17 protein-coding genes are annotated in these 15,867 nt (G+C 72.7%); 11 read left to right on the plus strand and 6 right to left on the minus strand.

The window, feature by feature from the left end; genetic code table 11:
* Positions 1 to 2: 2 nt before the first annotated feature.
* The 7 genes from ABZ370_RS33755 to ABZ370_RS33785 all read left to right on the plus strand — a co-directional run bounded on the left by ABZ370_RS33755 (position 3) and on the right by ABZ370_RS33785 (position 8,967).
* Complete coding sequence (locus tag ABZ370_RS33755) at positions 3 to 755, plus strand: class I SAM-dependent methyltransferase (RefSeq protein WP_358628890.1); 753 nt, start codon at positions 3 to 5, stop codon at positions 753 to 755.
* Positions 752 to 5,089: an alpha-(1->3)-arabinofuranosyltransferase family protein gene (locus ABZ370_RS33760; RefSeq protein ID WP_358628760.1), complete on the plus strand. Its 4,338-nt coding sequence runs from the start codon at positions 752 to 754 to the stop codon at positions 5,087 to 5,089. Before ABZ370_RS33755 ends, ABZ370_RS33760 begins: the two co-directional genes overlap by 4 nt.
* A gap of 71 nt (positions 5,090 to 5,160) precedes the next feature.
* The gene (locus tag ABZ370_RS33765; RefSeq protein ID WP_358628892.1) at positions 5,161 to 6,483 is read left to right on the plus strand and encodes a condensation protein; all 1,323 of its coding nucleotides are present in this window, start codon (positions 5,161 to 5,163) and stop codon (positions 6,481 to 6,483) included.
* On the plus strand, positions 6,480 to 7,235 hold the full coding sequence (locus ABZ370_RS33770; protein ID WP_358628763.1) for a methyltransferase domain-containing protein: 756 nt from the start codon (positions 6,480 to 6,482) through the stop codon (positions 7,233 to 7,235). The genes ABZ370_RS33765 and ABZ370_RS33770 overlap by 4 nt, the downstream gene beginning before the upstream one ends.
* Positions 7,220 to 8,122: a DMT family transporter gene (locus ABZ370_RS33775; protein ID WP_358628766.1), complete on the plus strand. Its 903-nt coding sequence runs from the start codon at positions 7,220 to 7,222 to the stop codon at positions 8,120 to 8,122. Before ABZ370_RS33770 ends, ABZ370_RS33775 begins: the two co-directional genes overlap by 16 nt.
* Before the next feature lies 1 nt (position 8,123).
* Positions 8,124 to 8,333 (plus strand): Trm112 family protein, encoded by a 210-nt coding sequence (locus tag ABZ370_RS33780; RefSeq protein WP_358628769.1) that lies wholly within the window; start codon positions 8,124 to 8,126, stop codon positions 8,331 to 8,333.
* Between the two features lie 31 nt (positions 8,334 to 8,364).
* Positions 8,365 to 8,967 carry a hypothetical protein gene (locus ABZ370_RS33785; protein WP_358628772.1) on the plus strand — a complete coding sequence of 201 codons (603 nt, stop codon included), beginning with the start codon at positions 8,365 to 8,367 and terminating at the stop codon, positions 8,965 to 8,967.
* Here ABZ370_RS33785 and ABZ370_RS33790 read toward each other — a convergent pair.
* The 3 genes from ABZ370_RS33790 to trxA form a co-directional block, all read right to left on the minus strand.
* Positions 8,942 to 9,367 (minus strand): OsmC family protein, encoded by a 426-nt coding sequence (locus tag ABZ370_RS33790; protein WP_358628774.1) that lies wholly within the window; start codon positions 9,365 to 9,367, stop codon positions 8,942 to 8,944. The two genes, ABZ370_RS33785 and ABZ370_RS33790, sit on opposite strands and share 26 nt — an antisense overlap.
* Before the next feature lie 63 nt (positions 9,368 to 9,430).
* The gene (locus ABZ370_RS33795) at positions 9,431 to 10,036 is read right to left on the minus strand and encodes a histidine phosphatase family protein (protein WP_358628777.1); all 606 of its coding nucleotides are present in this window, start codon (positions 10,034 to 10,036) and stop codon (positions 9,431 to 9,433) included.
* Entirely contained in the window at positions 10,029 to 10,421 is a 393-nt protein-coding gene (gene trxA, locus ABZ370_RS33800) for a thioredoxin (protein WP_358628780.1), read from the minus strand. Before trxA ends, ABZ370_RS33795 begins: the two co-directional genes overlap by 8 nt.
* Positions 10,422 to 10,899: 478 nt before the next feature.
* Between trxA and ABZ370_RS33805 the strand changes: the two genes are divergently transcribed.
* Both ABZ370_RS33805 and ABZ370_RS33810 read left to right on the plus strand, forming a co-directional pair.
* Positions 10,900 to 11,406 carry a DinB family protein gene (locus tag ABZ370_RS33805; protein ID WP_358628783.1) on the plus strand — a complete coding sequence of 169 codons (507 nt, stop codon included), beginning with the start codon at positions 10,900 to 10,902 and terminating at the stop codon, positions 11,404 to 11,406.
* Positions 11,407 to 11,465: 59 nt separating this feature from the next.
* Positions 11,466 to 11,855, plus strand: coding sequence for a hypothetical protein (locus tag ABZ370_RS33810; protein WP_358628895.1), 390 nt, complete (start codon positions 11,466 to 11,468; stop codon positions 11,853 to 11,855).
* Positions 11,856 to 11,951: 96 nt separating this feature from the next.
* Here the strand turns inward: ABZ370_RS33810 and ABZ370_RS33815 are convergent, their stop codons facing one another.
* On the minus strand, positions 11,952 to 12,818 hold the full coding sequence (locus ABZ370_RS33815; RefSeq protein ID WP_358628786.1) for a helix-turn-helix transcriptional regulator: 867 nt from the start codon (positions 12,816 to 12,818) through the stop codon (positions 11,952 to 11,954).
* A 128-nt stretch (positions 12,819 to 12,946) separates the two neighbouring features.
* On the opposite strand from ABZ370_RS33815, the gene ABZ370_RS33820 reads away from it, so the two are divergent.
* Together ABZ370_RS33820 and ABZ370_RS33825 are read left to right on the plus strand one after the other, a co-directional pair.
* Complete coding sequence (locus tag ABZ370_RS33820) at positions 12,947 to 13,717, plus strand: SDR family oxidoreductase (protein ID WP_358628789.1); 771 nt, start codon at positions 12,947 to 12,949, stop codon at positions 13,715 to 13,717.
* A gap of 36 nt (positions 13,718 to 13,753) precedes the next feature.
* Complete coding sequence (locus ABZ370_RS33825) at positions 13,754 to 14,197, plus strand: hypothetical protein (protein WP_358628791.1); 444 nt, start codon at positions 13,754 to 13,756, stop codon at positions 14,195 to 14,197.
* An 8-nt stretch (positions 14,198 to 14,205) separates the two neighbouring features.
* On the opposite strand, the gene ABZ370_RS33830 is transcribed toward ABZ370_RS33825, so the two are convergent.
* Positions 14,206 to 14,550, minus strand: a complete 345-nt coding sequence (locus tag ABZ370_RS33830; RefSeq protein WP_358628793.1) for a DUF4267 domain-containing protein — start codon at positions 14,548 to 14,550, stop codon at positions 14,206 to 14,208.
* A gap of 433 nt (positions 14,551 to 14,983) precedes the next feature.
* A complete protein-coding gene (locus ABZ370_RS33835; RefSeq protein WP_358628796.1) occupies positions 14,984 to 15,793 on the minus strand; it encodes a class I SAM-dependent methyltransferase in 810 nt (269 codons plus the stop codon).
* Positions 15,794 to 15,867 lie beyond the last annotated feature (74 nt).

Consider the following 15,867-nt stretch of genomic DNA (forward strand, 5'->3'; position numbering starts at 1 on the left):
CCGTGCGGGACCCCTCGATCCGTCGCTCCGTCGCCCTCTTCCGCGCCTTCCTGCGTGAGCAGACCGACCCCGAACACTGCTACCGGCTCCTCGCCCGGGACGCCGCACAGCAGTTGACGCGGTACGGCGGGCCGCTGCGCGGGCGGGTGGTGGTCGACGTGGGCGGTGGCAGCGGCCACTTCACCGAGGAGTTCCGCCGCCACGGCGCCCACGGCTATCTCTTCGAACCGGACACCGGCGAGCTGAACTCCCGGCTGAACTACGGGCTGAGCTCCCGGGGACATCCGCCCGCCGGGGCCGTCCTCGCCGACGGGTATCTGCTGCCGCTCGCGGACGGCGTGGCGGACATCGCGTTCTCCTCCAATGTGCTGGAGCACGTGGCCGATCCGTACACCTTCCTCAGCGAGCTGGTGCGGGTCACCCGCCCCGGCGGGCTGATCTACGTCTCGTACACCAACTGGCTCTCCCCCTGGGGCGGCCACGAGTGGGCGCCCTGGCACTATCTGGGCGCCGAGCGGGCCCGCGCCCGCTACCGGCGCCGCACCGGCCGGGCCGCCAAGCACACGCTCGGCGAAAACCTCTTCCCCCTCCACATCGGCCCCGTCCTGCGCCACGTCCGCGGCCGCGCGGACGTCACCGTGGTCTCGGCACGCTCCCGCTACTGGCCGTTCCTCACCGAGGCGGTCACCCGGGTGCCGGGGCTGCGGGAGGTCGCGACGTGGAACCTTCTCCTGATCCTTAGGCGGTCGCCATGACCCAGGTCGTCCCGTCCCCGCCCCAGGTGCGCACCCCGGCGGCCCCGCCGCCGCCCGCCCCCGGTGAACGGCCGCGCGGGCGGCGCTGGCTGCTGGGGTTCTGGGCCGCCGTCCTGGTCGCGTTCCTCGCGCCCTCGCCCGGCAAGATGTCCTTCGACACCAAACTGCCGGTCGCCCTCGACCCGTTCGGGTTTCTCGCCGACCTCGGCTCGCTGTGGCACGACCGGGCGGGGTTCGGCGGGATCGCGGACCAGTACACCGGCTACGCGTTCCCGATGCTGCCGTACTACGCCCTCACCCACCTCCTCCACATCCCGGTGTGGTTCGCCGAGCGGCTGTGGATGTCCCTCATCGTCACGGTGGCGTTCTGGGGCGCGTTGCGGCTGGCGGAGCGGCTGGGCGTCGGGAGTCCGGCGTCCCGGCTGCTGGGCGCGGCCGGGTACGCGCTGTGGCCGACCTTCACCATCGTCGTCGGCTCCACCTCCGCGGCCGCGCTGCCCGGTGCACTGCTGCCGTGGGTCCTGCTGCCGCTCACCAACCCGGCGAGCCGTCCCCGTATCGCGGCCGCCCGCTCCGCGCTGCTCGTGCCCTGCATGGGCGGTGTCAACGCCGCCTCCACGCTCGCCTCGCTGCTGCCGGTGGCGCTGTATCTGCTCAGCCGCCCGGCCGGGCGGCGGCAGCGGGCGCTGCTGGGGTGGTGGGTGCCGGGGGTGCTGCTGGCGACGGCGTGGTGGGTCGTACCGCTGCTGCTGCTCGGGGTGTACGGCGAGAACTTCCTGCCGTACATCGAGCAGGCCGACACCACCACCGCCACCATGGCCGCCACCGAGACGCTGCGCGGCGCGGGCAACTGGGTGGCGTATCTGCACTTCGGCGAGGCGTGGCTGCCCGGCGGCTGGACCGTGGCCGCCTCCGCCGTCGCCGTCCTCGGCTCGGGGCTGGCCGCCGCGCTGGGGCTGGCCGGGCTCGCGCGGCGCGATCTACCCGAGCGGCGGTGGCTGCTGCTCGTCGTGCTCTCCGTCGCGCTGATCACCCTCGCCGGGTACGGGGGGACGCTCGGCGGACCGTTCCACGAGACGGTGCGGGGGTGGCTGGACGGATGGCTGCGGCCGTTCCGCAACGTCTACAAGTTCCAGACCGGGCTCGCCCTGGCGCTCTCCCTCGGGCTCATGCACGTGCTGACGGTCGGACGCCACTTCCGTGGCCACCACTTCCGTGACCACCGCTTCCGTGGCAGCCGTTTCCTCCCCGGTGTGCTGGCCCTGCTGCTCCTCCCGGCGCTCGCGTGGCCGTATCTCAACGGGACGGTGCTCCAGCCGGGCCGGTTCAGCGCGCTGCCCGCCTACTGGGAGAAGACCGCCGACTGGCTCGACGACCACGCCGCGCAGTCCCGCGCCCTCGTCGTCCCCGCCACCGCGCACGGCCTCTACACCTGGGGCAGCCCCATCGACCAGCCCCTCGACGTCCTCGCGAAGTCCCGCTGGGCGCAGCGCGACTTCGTGCCCTTCGGCACCGCCGGATCGCGGCGGGCGATGGACGCGGTCGAGCAGGCGCTGATGAGCGGCGGCGAGGTGCCGGGGCTGCGGGACTTCCTCGCCCGCGCCGGGCTGCACGAGGTGGTCGTACGCAACGACCTCGACCCGGACCAGATCGGCTACGTACCGCCGCAGACCGTCGCCCGCACCCTGGAGGCCTCCGGCTACCGCAAGGTCGCCGCGTTCGGGCCGCTCATGACGGGTGGCCGGATCGCGGCGAACACCCCGGTGCAGGTGCAGGGGCTGTTCCCGCGGCGGCAGGCCGTCGAGGTCTACCGGCCGGAGGGAGTGGCGCGGCCGGGCGCGGTGGCCGCCAAGCCGGTGTCCGCGACCGCCACCGTCAGCGGCGGCCCCGAGTCGCTGCTGCAACTGTCCGCAGACCCCTCGATGGCCGACCGCCCCACCGTCCTCACCGGCGACCGCCACCCCGGGACGGACGCCCCCGCCCTGCAGGCCACCGGCGACGGGATGCGGCGCGCCGACACCCGCTTCGGGCTCGTCAACTCGAACACCTCGTACACGTACACCGCCGACGAACGGAACCCGTCCGGCAGCCTCACCGACCCGGGCGAGAAGCCACGCCAGATCCTGCCCACGACGGGCACCGCACACCAGACGACCGCCACGCTGCGCGGAGCGCTCTCGGTGACCGCCTCCAGCAGCGGCAACTGGCTGTTCCACCTGCCGCAGTACGACCCCGTCGGCGCCTTCGACGGCAACCCGGACACGGCGTGGGCCGAGGGCAGCGCGGGCAAACCGGTGGGGCAGTGGCTGCGCGTCGAGTTCGCGAAAGAGCTGCGTCTGCCGGACTCGATCCAGCTGACCCCGCTGCCCGGCGACGGCATGCGCGCCGCGCCCACCTCCGTGCGCGTCCAGACCGACAACGGGTCGGCGGACAGCCCGCTCCAGCCGCACGGCACCCCACAGTCCGTCAAGGTCCCGGCCGGTCCGGCGAAGTGGCTGAAGATCACGATCACCGGCTCGCAGACGCCCAAGCCGGGCCTGTCGGGGGCCGGGTTCTCCGAGGTGTCCATACCCGGCGTGCAGGTCACCCGGCTGCTGTCGCTCCCGGCCGACGCCGGGCAGAGCGAAGCCCCCGCCGAGGTGGTCTCGCTGCACCGGGGCAGCGACCCGGGCGGCCTCTCGCCCGCGTCGGCGGAGGTCGGGCTGCACCGCCAGTTCCAGGGCGGGAGCGGCGGTACGTACACCCTCGCGGGCCAGGCCCTGGCCGTCCCCGGTGGCGCGCTCGACACCCTGCTGGCCCAGGTGGCGCCCGGACAGCGCCCCCGGGTCGAGATCACCGCCGACTCCACCAGCCGCACCCCCGGCACCGCGCTCAGCGCCCGCAACCTCATCGACGGCGATCTGGCGACGGCGTGGATCGCGGGCGACTCCCCCGTCCTGCATCTGCGCTGGCCGGAGAAGAAACGCGTCAGCGAGATCGTCCTCGCGGCGGCGGGCGGGCTCTCCACCCGCCCCGAGGAAGTGCTCATCAACTCCCCCGACGGCGCCGCCACCGCCGGAGTCGACGCCAACGGCTGGGCCCGCTTCCCCGCCATCACCACCGACCGGCTCGACATCACCATCAGCAAGACCGCGCCCCTGACCTTGCACAACCCCGTCGCCGGGCAGGAGTTGCAGCTTCCGGTGGGGCTGAGCGAGGTGTACGTCCCCCAGCTGGGCAGCATGCTGCGCACCACCCCGCCCTCGCCGCAGGCCCGCTTCTCCCTGCCGTGCGGCCAGGGCCCGGCGCTGTCGGTCGACGGCACCCTGCACGCCACGGCAGCCTCCGGCCTCGTCAAGGACCTGACGGAACGCCGCCCGGTGAAGGTCGAGCTGTGCGGCAACGAGGCCAAGCGCAGCAAGCTTGCGCTGGACGCGGGCCGCCACACGGTGGAGGCGGGCGACGCGGGACCGCTCGCCCTGACCGACGTCACCCTGACCCGCGGCAAGCCCGCCACCGCCACTTCCCAGACTCGTAGCGTCCGCGCGAAGGACTGGTCCGGCGACCGCAGAACGGTCACCGTCGCCCCGGGCCAGGCCGTCTACCTGCAGACGTACGAGAACCACAACGACGGCTGGAAGGCCACCCTGAACGGCCACTCCCTCACCGCGCTGCGCGTCGACGGCTGGCAGCAGGCCTTCCTCGTCCCGGCGGGCCAGGGCGGCACGGTCACCCTCACGTACGAACCCGCGACGACGTACTACGCGGGCCTCATCGGCGGCGTGGCGGCGGTGCTGGTGCTGGCGGGCCTGGCGTTCGTCCGCCGCCGCGCGCCGGAGCCCGAGGCCACGCCTCCGGTGGTTCCGGCACCAGGCTGGGTCCTCGGCACGGTGGCCCTCACGGCGGTCATGATCGCCGTGGCGGGCTGGCTCGCCCTGGCCGTCCCCGCCCTGGCCCTCCTCGCCTGGTACCGCCCCGCCTGGCCGGCCCCCACGGCCCTCACGGCGATGGCCGCGGCGGCGGTGGTGGCGGCCACGGGCGCGGGCGATCCGGCGGCGGCGAACGAGGGCGCGTTCAGCGGGGTCGCTCAGGCGCTGGCGATCGTGGCCCTGACGGCGGCGGTGGTGACGCTCCCACCCCGCGCCACCACCCCGGCATACAACGCCCCGCCCGATGCCACGGCGGAAGGCGGGCCGGGCGACCCGGCGCCACCTCCGGCGGGTGCCGCCGCGCCCCCGATCCCCGGCACACCACCACGCCACGCGGCCGATGACGATGCCCCGACCCTCATCACCCCACCCCTCGGACACACGCCCGACAACGCGGCCCCCGGGGCGGAAGGCGGGGGCCGGTGACCGCGCTCTACGGGAGCACCGGCGGCGGATCGGCCTCGCCCGGGGAGGGCGGCCCGTACCGCGCGCGGCGCATCCCCTTCCCCACCGTCGACGAGATCTCCCGGCACTGTGTGCAGGACGACGAGCCCGAGACCGTGCACATCGAGGTGCATCTGCCCGGGCGGCCCGAACCCGGCCGACTGCGGGACGCCTTCCGCGAGGCGCTGCGGGCGCATCCGCGGATTCTGGTGCGGGAGGCGCCCGGGCGGTGGTGGCGGCGGCGGTACGAGTGGGAGGTGACCGACGGGCCGGACGTCGAACCGGTGAGCTTCCCCCCGTGCGCCCCCGACGCCCTCCCCCGGGCCCGGGAGCGGGCACTCGCGGTGTGCCCGCCGCTGACGGCGTCGCCGCCGGTGCGGCTGGAGGTGGTGACCGAGCCGGACCGTACCGGCTGCGTGCTGGTCCTCACCGTCAACCACACCGCGCTCGACGGCCCGTCCTGTCTGCGGGTGCTCGCCACCGCCGCCACTTTGTACGGCGGCGGCGCCACCCCGGCCACCCCTAACGCGCCGCCCGCCTCGACCCCGCCGCAGGCGGCCACCGCGACCGCACCCGACCGGGGTGGCGCGCGGGGGCTCGCCCGGCCCGTACGGATCGCGCAGGACACCCACACGCCCCGCACCGGGAACGCCCTGCTCCTCTCCGAGCTGCCCGTACCGCCACGCACACCCGGCGGCCCCACCGTCAACGACCAACTCCTCGTCGCCACCTGCCTGATGGCCGCCCGCTGGAACGAGGTGCACGGCCGCCCGGCCACCCCCGTACGCATCACCATGCCCGTGGACGACCGGCCGCGTGGCGCGTCCGGGATGGCCATCGGCAACGGCACCCGGCTCGTGGAGGTCGGCTTCGGCCCCGAGGAGCGGGCGGACGTACCGCTGCTCACCCGGCAGACGCCCGACCTGGCGGCGGTGGCGCGGCTGCTGCGCCGCACCGCGGCCCGCACCCGGGCGCTGAAGGCCGCGCCGGGGGCGCAGTTGGGGGTGGCGGGGACACTGCTCACGGTGCCCGCCGTCCCGGTCGGGCTGCGGGCCGCGGTGACGCGGGGGCTGCGGCGGGCGGCCGGACCGTGGACCTCCACCACACTGCTGAGCAACATCGGCCGGATTCCGTACGCACTCGACTTCGGCGAGGCGGGCCGGGCCACCGCCGTCTGGTTCTCGGCCCCGGCCCGTATGCCCCGCGGGCTGACGGTGACGACGGCCTCGACCGGCGGACGGCTCCATGTGACGCTGCGCTGGTCGCGGGCGCTGCTGGACGACGCGGCGGGGGCGGGGCTCGCGGGCCTGTTCCAGCGCGCGCTGGCCGCCACCGCCCAAGCACACGCGGGGAATACGGCGGGGGATACGGCATGAGCCCGGCGCTCCGGGAGTTCTACGAGAACCCCGCCGTACCCGTCGCGTCCGGCCCGGACCGCAGCCGCCGCCAGGCGCGCATGCTGGCACACGCGCTCAACGCCGAAGCAGCCAAAGGCGCCGAGGGAAACGCGTCCGCCACCGTCCTCGACATCGGCTGTGGCGACGGCACGGCGGCCGCCACCGCCCTCCCCCTCCTCCGCGGCCACCGCCTCATCGGCGTCGACTGGTCGCAGGACGCACTGCGCCGCGCCGCGCGGCGGCTGCCCGCCGTCGTACGGGGCGAACTCACCGACGGCGGACTGCCGTTCGCCGACGGGAGCGCCGACGCGTGCGTGTTCAGCGAGGTGGTCGAGCATCTGGTCGACCCGGACACGGCGCTGGACGAACTGCGCCGCGTCCTGCGCCCCGGCGGCCATCTGCTGCTCTCCACACCCAACCTGGCGGCCTGGTACAACCGCGGGCTGCTGCTGGCCGGGGTGCAGCCGGTGTTCTCCGAGGTCAGCCTCCGGGGCATCCACGGCCGCCCCGGCCGTGAGGTCGTCGGCCACTTGCGGCTGTACACCGCGCGGGCGCTGCGCGGCTTCCTCACGGCGTCCGGTTTCGAGGTGGTACGGCTCGCGGGGGCGCCGTTCCACGGTGTGCCGCGCGGCCTACGGCCACTGGACCGGGCCGTGTGCCGAGTGCCGTCGCTGGCCTCGATCCTGCTGGTGCACGCACGGCGGAGGGAGGACGCATGGAGTGGGGCGTAGGCGTGGTGGCGGCGCTGCTCGCGAACGTCGCGTACAGCACCGGTTTCGTCCTGGAGAAGCGCGCCCTGTCCGCGCTGCCGCCACTGAGCACCACCCGCCCCGCCCGGCTGCTGCGGCTGCTGCTGGGGAGCCCGTTGTGGCTGGCCGGTGCGGTGGCGCTCGCGGCGGGGTTCGCGGCCCAGCTGGTGGTGTACCGGACGTTGCCGATCGCGGCCGCGCAGGGCCTGTTCGTCTCGGGTCTGGTGCTGCTCCTGCTGCTCTCCTCCCGGGTGCTGGGCGAGCGGGCCAGTGGCCGCGAACGGGTCGGGGTCGGGCTGATCCTGTGCGCCCTGGTGATGGTGGTGGCATCGCTACGGGGCCAGGGCGCCGTCGGCCGCACCGCCGCCACCGGGACGCTGCTCGCCATCTGCGTCCCGTCCCTGGTGGCCGGGGTGTTGCTGTACGGCGCGACGGAGCGTCGCGCCCGCCGCCCGGAGGCGTCGGTCACCGGCGTGGAGTACGGGGTGGCGGTCGGGCTGCTGTACGGGGTCAGCTCGCTCGCCATCAAGGGCGTATCGGGGCTGCTGACGACGGACGGCCTCGGATCGCTGGCGCTCACGCTGCTGCGCGGCCCGTATCCGTATCTGCTGCTGTTCACCGGCGCGGCGGGCCTGGTGCTGTCGCAGACCGCGCTGCAGCGCTGCCGCGCGTCGCTCATCGTGCCGGTGTGCACGACCGTGACCTGCGTGTTCACGGTGGTGTGCGGCACGGTTGCGTTCGGCGAGCCACTGCCGCACGAGCCGTGGCGGCTCGCGCTGCGGCTCGGCGGGACGGCGCTGGCGGTGTGCGTCCTGCTGACCCTCCCCCGCCACGACCCGGCCCGCGAACTCGAAGGAAGCGAGCGCTGACATGACCCCCGACGACCCGATCCTGAAGATCCTTGCCTGCCCGCTCGACAAGGGCCCACTGACCCTGCTGCTGCCCGAGGACGTCCTGTACAACCCGCGGCTGCGCCGCCGCTACCCGATCGTGGACGGCGTCCCGCAACTGCTGCCGTCATCCGGCGAACGCGTCCCGGACGAGGAACACGAACGGCTGGCGAAGCGGCTCACGCTCTGACCCTGCCCTGGCCGTACGCCACGATGGCCGTATGGACACCACGCCCGACCCGTTCCCCGCCCCCTTCCCCTTCGTCCTCGTGCTGCTGCGCCGCATGGCCGACTACCAGCCGGGCCTGGTCGAGGAGGCGCTGCGCGAACTGGGCCACGAGCGTGCCGTGATGCGCGAGGCCAACCGCCGCTGGCAGGCGATGCAGCGCTCGCCACGGCGGCGCCCCGCCGTCGCCCGCTACCGCTCGGTGCTGGGCCCGCCCGAGACCACCGCGCGGCGCCGGATCGGCGATCTGACGTGTGACGCGCTGACCTGGCCGATCCCGCTCTGGCCTGACCTGCGGTTCGAGGTGCTGACCGCGCCGGGCGGGGCGGTGTGGAACGAGTGGCTGGTACGCGCCCCCGGCGCACCCGCCCCCGCCCTGCGCACGGCCGCCGACCTGGCCCCCTGGTCCTGCACGGTGGACGACGTGGCGCGCGCCTTCCCGCCCGCGCGCCCGATGGAGGGCTCGGCGCCGACCCGCTCCCGGCTGGCCTTCGACGCCCCTACCGAAAACGGTGAACTCCGCCATCACATGGCGGAGTTCACCTGGGGACTGCTGCAGCGGGTGGAGGACGTCAGGCCAGCTTCGCCGTCAGCGTGATCTCCGTACCGGTGAGCGCCTGGCTCACCGGGCAGTTCTTCTTCGCGTCCTCGGCGGCCGCCGTGAACCCGGCCTCGTCCAGCCCCTCGACCGTGCCCTCCACGGTGAGGTGGATACCGGTGATGCCGGTGCCCGGCTGGAAGGTGACGTCAGCCTGGGTGGTGAGCCGCGTGGGCGGGGTACCGGCCTGGGACAGGCCGTGCGACAGCGCCATGGAGAAGCAGCTGGAATGGGCGGCGGCGATCAGCTCCTCGGGGCTGGTCTTGCCGTTCGCCTGCTCGGCCCGCGACGGCCAGGAGACGGGCTGCTCGCCGATCCCGGACGAGTCGAAGGCGACCGTCCCCTTGCCCTCGGCCAGATTGCCCTGCCAGACGGTGTGCGCGGTACGCGTCGTAGCCATGCTCGCTGTTCCCTGCTTCCTCTTCGGTGACGTATCGGAACGTACGGGACCTGCTTTACGAACCTACGCCTCCGACCCTACGTTCCACGCCAGGAGGGCCGGACGCCCGTGCTCGGTTCCCAGTCGACTGACGGTCGCGGTCTCCAGCCGGAACAGTGCCCCCGCGGACGGCGGCAGCCCCAGCCGACGGGCGGTGAGCACCCGCAGCACATGCCCGTGCGCCACCAGCACCACATCCCCGCCGTCCTGGTCGCGCAGCTCGGGCTCGATCCGGGCCAGTACCCGGTCGACCCGCGCGCCGATCTGCTCGGGCGACTCCCCGGGGTGGCCGGTGTCGCCCGGCACGACGCCATCCGTCCACAGCTCCCAGCCGGGACGGGTCTCATGGATCTCGGCGGTGGTCACGCCCTCGTACCCGCCATAGTCCCATTCACGCAGCTCAGGCTCGGTCCGTACGCCCTCGTCCAGCCCGGCCAGCCGCGCGGTACGCACGGCCCGCCCGAGCGGACTCACGAGCGTCAATCCGATCTTCCGCCCCGCGAGCAGCGGGCGCAGCGCCCGGGCCTGCTCCTCCCCGCGCGCCGTCAGCGGCAGGTCGGTCCAGCTGGTGTGCTGTCCGGTCCGGCTCCACTCGGTCTCGCCGTGCCGGACCAGCACGAGCTCAGCCACCGTCCGCGGCCTTCGGCTCCCCCGCGGGCGTGGCGACGGACGCCCGGACCGCGTCCATGTCCAGATCCCGCGCCTGGCCGATGACCTCCTCCAGCCCCGGCTCGGGCAGCGCACCGGGCTGGGCGAAGACGGCGATGTTGTCGCGCACGATCATCAGCGTGGGGATCGACTGGATGTCGAACGCGGCGGCCAGCTCGGGCTGCGCCTCGGTGTCGACCTTCGCGAAGATCAGATCCTGATGGCGCTCGGAGGCCTTCTCGTAAACCGGTGCGAACATCCGGCAGGGGCCGCACCAGGAGGCCCAGAAGTCGATCAGGACGAAATCAGCGCCCGAGACGATCTCGTCGAAGTTGTCCTTGGTCAGTTCCACAGTGCTCGTGCCCATGCGTCGGTAACCCGCCCACCCGCTCCGATATTCCTGCCCCCGGCCCTTCCGCAGGTCAGCGCGGGGCGCGGGCCGGTGGGCGGGGCCACGGCCGGTGGGCCCCAGGGTTTCGTGGCCGGGTGCGGGCCGGTGGGCGGGTTGTGCCCACCCGTTCCGCCCCGCGGAACGATTGCCCACAACAAGGTGTGCCCGTCCACGGCCCGTCCGGGCGCCGCACCATCCAGCCCGGCTACGCCCTCCGGCGCTTGAGCCGCACCATTCAGCCCCTCCGGCGTTTGAGGAGCGGGGTCCAGGGGCGGAGCCCCGGCGGGGGTGCGGGGCGGAGCCCCCGCCCGGGTCCGGGGCGGAGCCCCGGTTTCGGGAAGGGGCGGGGTGGGGGCACCCCCGCCGCACCCGGAAATCGGTTGCCCAGGAGCCACCCAACGCTGATCGTTGTCGGGAAACACCAGCGCCCCCCACCCCCGGAGGACACACCGCCATGGCCCCCGAACGAGTCGGCCCACCCCTCATCGCGGGGGAACGCGAAACCCTCCGCGGATTCCTGGACTTCCACCGCGCCACACTCGCCATGAAGTGCGACGGCCTCTCCGACGAAGAGCTGCGGCGCCACTCGATGCCACCCTCAACACTCTCGCTGCTCGGCCTCGTCCGCCACATGGCCGAAGTAGAACGCACCTGGTTCCGCATCGTCGTAAACCGCGAGGACATGCCACTGGTCTGGTCCGACCAGCGCGACTACCAGGTGGCGTACGACGCGACGACGGCCACCAGAACCGAGGCGTTCGACGCCTGGCAGCGCGAGGTCGACCACGCACGCCGAATCGAGAACGAAGCAGAGTCCCTGGACGCCATCGTGCACAGCGAACGATGGGGCAAGGACATGACGCTGCGGCTGGTCATGACCCACGTACTGCTGGAGTACGCCCGCCACAACGGCCACGCCGACTTCCTGCGCGAGGGAGTCGACGGCACGGTGGGTGCCTGACCTCCCCTCCGCCCTGCGTTACCGTGACCGCGACCGGAATCGGGAATGCGGGGGCCACAGTGGAGCTGGTGGAGCACATAACGGCAGTGCGGAGCGGATCGGGCGACCCGGCCGCAATGGTGGGCGAGTTCCGCCGCACCGCGGTACTGGTACCGCTGGCCGACGACGACTACATGACGGCGACGTACAACGGAATCCACTGGATCTACGCCTTCACGGACGAATTCGCCCTGGCCCGCTTCGCCGAGGCCCGTGGCACGGCACACGAAGAGTGGGAGTTCGCGACCGTTCTGGGAGCCCGGCTGCTGGATGTGCTGATCCCGGCGCTGGAGGGCCCGGCGGGAGTCGCGCTGGACGTGGCCGACAAGGACGGCTCGATGATGTTCCCGCCGGTGAAGGGGATCGTGCCGGACGAGGTGGCGGTGGCGCCACCGAGATCAGAGTCGTAACCCAGAACGGCAGGCGCCTGACCGCCCCGAACCCACGGATCGCGAGCCGTGACCACCGCTCACTCAGTCGCGTCTGTTCATGCGAAAAGGCCCCGACTATTCGGGGCGCCGCACCCCCTGCCGCACCGCCGCTGGAACACCCTCCGCGGCAAGACTCCCAAGAAGCGACAGCGCGTGTTCGGAGGGACTACCCGAGACGGCCTGGTACACCACCAGTTGCTGCCCAGGCGCACCGTTCACCGTCAGCGACTCGTAGTCCAGCGTCAGCTCGCCGACCACAGGATGCCGGAAAACCTTCGTCTCCCGCGCCTTCTGACAGACGTCATGCCGCGCCCAAAACCGCCTGAACTCCGCACTCCGCAAAGACAGTTCGCCGACCACCTCGATCAGCTGAGGGTCGTCGTAACCGGTCCCGACAGCCGCCCGCAACCCGGCAACGGAACTGACGGCCACCCGCTCCCACTCCGGGTAGAACTCCTTCGCGTCCGGGTCGAGGAACACCAGCCGCAACAGATCCCCGCTGTAGGTGTGCCCCTCGAACAGGGCCCGCCCCAGGGCATTGTGGGCGAGCACGGTCAGACAGCGCCCCAGCACCACGGCCGGAGTCTGATGCCACCCCTCCATCATCCGCAACAGCACCGGACTGACCCGCTCCCCGTATACGCCCCCCTTCCGGCGCCGCGCGGGCGCGGGGCGCGCCAGTTGATGCAGATGGGCCACCGCGTCCTCCTCCAGCCCCAGCACCCGGGCCAGCGCGTCGACCACCTGCGCCGACGGATGCCGCTCCCGCCCCTGCTCCAGCCGTACGTAGTAGTCGGAGCTCACCCCGGCGAGCATCGCCACCTCTTCCCGCCGCAGCCCGGCCACCCGGCGCCGCACACCGGGCGGCAGGCCCACATCCTCGGGCCGCACCAGCTCACGACGAGCACGCAGGAACCGCCCGAGCAGATTCTCGCTGTCCATGGATTCGACGCTACGCCCGGGCGGCGGCGCATGGGCCGCCGGAGGGTGGCCGGGTCACTCCCAGGATGACGCCGCCCAGGTGGACCGCGGCCTGGAACCGCCCCCCAGAACCCGCGAACCCTAACCCCATGACCAATCGAAACCACACCTTGTCCAACCGCATCGCGGTGATCACGGGCGCCACCAGCGGAATCGGCGCGGCCACCGCCCGCCGCCTGGCGGCCGACGGCGCACACGTCGCCATCCTGGGCCGCCGCGAGGACCGTCTGAAGGCTCTGGCCGACCAGCTCCGCCCCACGGCCCCCGGTACGGTCCTCCCCCTGGCCGTCGACCTGACCGCCCCCGAGGCCCTCGCCACCGCCGCCGACACCATCCGCGCCACGCTCGGCCGCGTCGACCTCGTCGTGGCCAACGCCGGTGTGATGCTCGGCGCCCCCTTCGAGACGGCGGCCACGGAGGAGTGGGACCGCATGCTCGACACCAACCTGCGCGCCCTGCTGCACACCGCCCGCGCCTTCACCGACGACCTCATCGCCACCGCCGCCGACGGCCGCCCCGCGGACCTCGTCCACGTGGGCTCCGTAGCCGGACACGTCCTCTACCCCAACTGGTCCGTCTACGCCGCCACCAAGGCCGCCGTGGCCCACCTGACCCGCAACCTGCGCACCGAACTCGGCCCGCGCGACGTGCGCGTGAAGAACGTAGAACCAGGTGTCACCCTCACCGAACTGGGCGACGACATGGCCGACCCGGACATGCACACAACCCTCACCAGCATGCGCACCGCCCTCCACCCCCTGGCCCCCGAGGACATAGCGGAAGCGATCGCCTTCGCGGTGGCGGCCCCACCCCACGTGAACATCGCCGAACTGGTAGTCGTCCCCGTCCAACAGGGCTGACCGACCGCCGCCCACCACGGGACATACCCTTCCCGGGTGAGCGACCTCTACGAACTACAGCTGTCCCTGGACCTCCCCGGCTCCCTCCCCACCTCCGCCCTCGCCCAGATCCGCCACCACCTGGGCGAGGGCGGAAACCAGACGCCGGAGACGTCCGACCCCCTGGCGGAGAACCCCCTCCTCTCCGCCAGGGGCCCGGCCCACCGCATCGGCGGAACCCTGGTCGGCGAACTGCTCCCCGGCCCGCGCGGCTGGGCGCTGACCGTACGCCAGGAGGTGCACCCGGACGAGTTCGACGCCCTCCGCACCCTCCTCACCTGGCTGGCCACCAGGACGACGACCGTCGGCACCATCGGCCACGTCCGCTTCCTGGAATCCGACGCTCCCGACGCCCTGATCGCCACCCCGAACGGCATCCACCGCATCCCCCTCCACCCCGCCCCACCCGCCCAACACCTGCTCCCGGACGACCAGGAGTAGCCCCGGGGTCACCGAGCCGCCACCCCCTCCCGCTCGGTCAGCAGCAGCACAGCAGTCAGAACGACAACGACGGCCGCCGACACATGCACCCCCAACGCCGTGGCGACCGCACCCCCATGCGTAACCACCGCGACCGCGTCCCCGAGCGGCACGACGGCGTCAATGAGCACCACCCACCCCAGCACCCGCCGCTGCCCGAGCTCGAGCAACAGAAAGACGGTCGAGGCCACGGCCACATCGCGAACCCCCTTCACCACGAAGTAGCCATCAGCATTGCCCTCCGGCCACGGCCTGATACCGAACCCGGCAGGCGCACCACCGGGGTTGAGCAGAAAGTTGAGCCCGAAGACCACCACCCCACCCCCGCCTAGCACCGCTAACCCCCTCGACAACCCCCTTCACCCACCTCCCTCGCCCCGGCAATCCACCCCAGATCCCCAGACCCCGCCAGCAGGACACACGGACGGCACCACCGGCCGCCAAAGACTGCGATCCCACGCGTGCCAAGTCCGGGATAATCGGGCCGAGGCCGAGCACCTACGCCGAGCAGGGCACCGCGATGCGAGAAAAGTGCACATCGTCGGACTTCACAGAAGTGAGCAAAACCGAGCCCCCCACCCACATAAAGCCCCAGCTCACCTCCCGTGATCCCCGCGCACGCGGGGTTCAAGGGCAGGCACCAGGCGTCGATGAGCAGGTCAACACCGCCGCATCCGCGCTCTACACGCTGAGCCACGACGTGCACGGTCAATGGCCCCCTGGCCCGGCGGCCGCCGGGCCAGGGGGCTAACGACGGCCCACCGCCAAGAGGTGTGAACTCGCAGCCAGCAGTTCCGGATACGGCTCGGCCAAGCGCGCCGCGGCCAGGGCAGACTGAAACAACGGCGTATCGACCAGGGAGTCACCGCTGTACTGCTCCGTCGCCTTCAGCATCGCCCACGTCGGACCTTCGATGCCGAAGACCTGGGCGTCGAACCCCGCCGCCGTCACCTCTTCGAGCAGTTGCGCTCCGCTATGGAAGTAGGCGGCAGTGAACGCCTTCTTCCCGTCGTGCACCTGGGTCCGCAGAATGCCCCGGATGCTCTCCCGCATCCGCTCGCCGTGCAGGTGGGCGTATGCCGTGTGCTCAAAGAGACTGGCATAACGGTTGATCCCCGCGGCAGCAAACAGCCCGCCCGGGCGCAGCACACGCCACGCCTCCGCAAGCGCCTGATCCCGGTCGGCGCGCTCCAGCAGGTGGTAGAGGGGGCCGAACAGGAGAACAACGTCATAGGACTCCTTCTCCGCGGCAAGTTCCCTCGCGTCGCCCAGTTCGGCAACGCACCCGTCAATGCACCGCGCCTGTTCGACGTGCCGGGGAACCGGGTCCACGAGATGGACCTCGTAGCCATCCTCGATCAGCCACCGCGCATGAGTTCCCGGACCGCCCCCGACGTCAAGAATCCGGGCGGGGGCAGGCGGAAGATGGCGGCGCAGGAGTTCTTGCGTGCGCACCATCTCCAGCCTGCCGTCCGCCGTGGACGACAGCCGCGTCGACTCGTCGATGGTGGACGCGTAGAAGGTCATGACCTCGGGAGCTATCCGGTGAGCCGTCATGACTGCATTGTGGCGGGCCGAAGAGGCCCATGTCCGCCGTGCGAGTAACGTGCCCGGTTAACCCGTCACCTACG

Origin of the sequence: Streptomyces sp. NPDC005962 (genome assembly GCF_040629205.1) — a bacterium.
Classification (GTDB): Bacteria; Actinomycetota; Actinomycetes; order Streptomycetales; family Streptomycetaceae; genus Streptomyces.

Bases quoted from the DNA above. Each gene is read 5' to 3' on its own strand.
- ABZ370_RS33820 (WP_358628789.1), top strand. From the start codon at position 12,947: ATGACCAATCGAAACCACACCTTGTCCAACCGCATCGCGGTGATCACG.
- ABZ370_RS33835 (WP_358628796.1), bottom strand. From the start codon at position 15,793: ATGACGGCTCACCGGATAGCTCCCGAGGTCATGACCTTCTACGCGTCC.
- ABZ370_RS33770 (WP_358628763.1), top strand. From the start codon at position 6,480: ATGAGCCCGGCGCTCCGGGAGTTCTACGAGAACCCCGCCGTACCCGTC.
- ABZ370_RS33805 (WP_358628783.1), top strand. From the start codon at position 10,900: ATGGCCCCCGAACGAGTCGGCCCACCCCTCATCGCGGGGGAACGCGAA.
- ABZ370_RS33760 (WP_358628760.1), top strand. From the start codon at position 752: ATGACCCAGGTCGTCCCGTCCCCGCCCCAGGTGCGCACCCCGGCGGCC.
- ABZ370_RS33775 (WP_358628766.1), top strand. From the start codon at position 7,220: ATGGAGTGGGGCGTAGGCGTGGTGGCGGCGCTGCTCGCGAACGTCGCG.
- ABZ370_RS33790 (WP_358628774.1), bottom strand. From the start codon at position 9,367: ATGGCTACGACGCGTACCGCGCACACCGTCTGGCAGGGCAATCTGGCC.
- trxA (WP_358628780.1), bottom strand. From the start codon at position 10,421: ATGGGCACGAGCACTGTGGAACTGACCAAGGACAACTTCGACGAGATC.
- ABZ370_RS33785 (WP_358628772.1), top strand. From the start codon at position 8,365: ATGGACACCACGCCCGACCCGTTCCCCGCCCCCTTCCCCTTCGTCCTC.
- ABZ370_RS33815 (WP_358628786.1), bottom strand. From the start codon at position 12,818: ATGGACAGCGAGAATCTGCTCGGGCGGTTCCTGCGTGCTCGTCGTGAG.
- ABZ370_RS33780 (WP_358628769.1), top strand. From the start codon at position 8,124: ATGACCCCCGACGACCCGATCCTGAAGATCCTTGCCTGCCCGCTCGAC.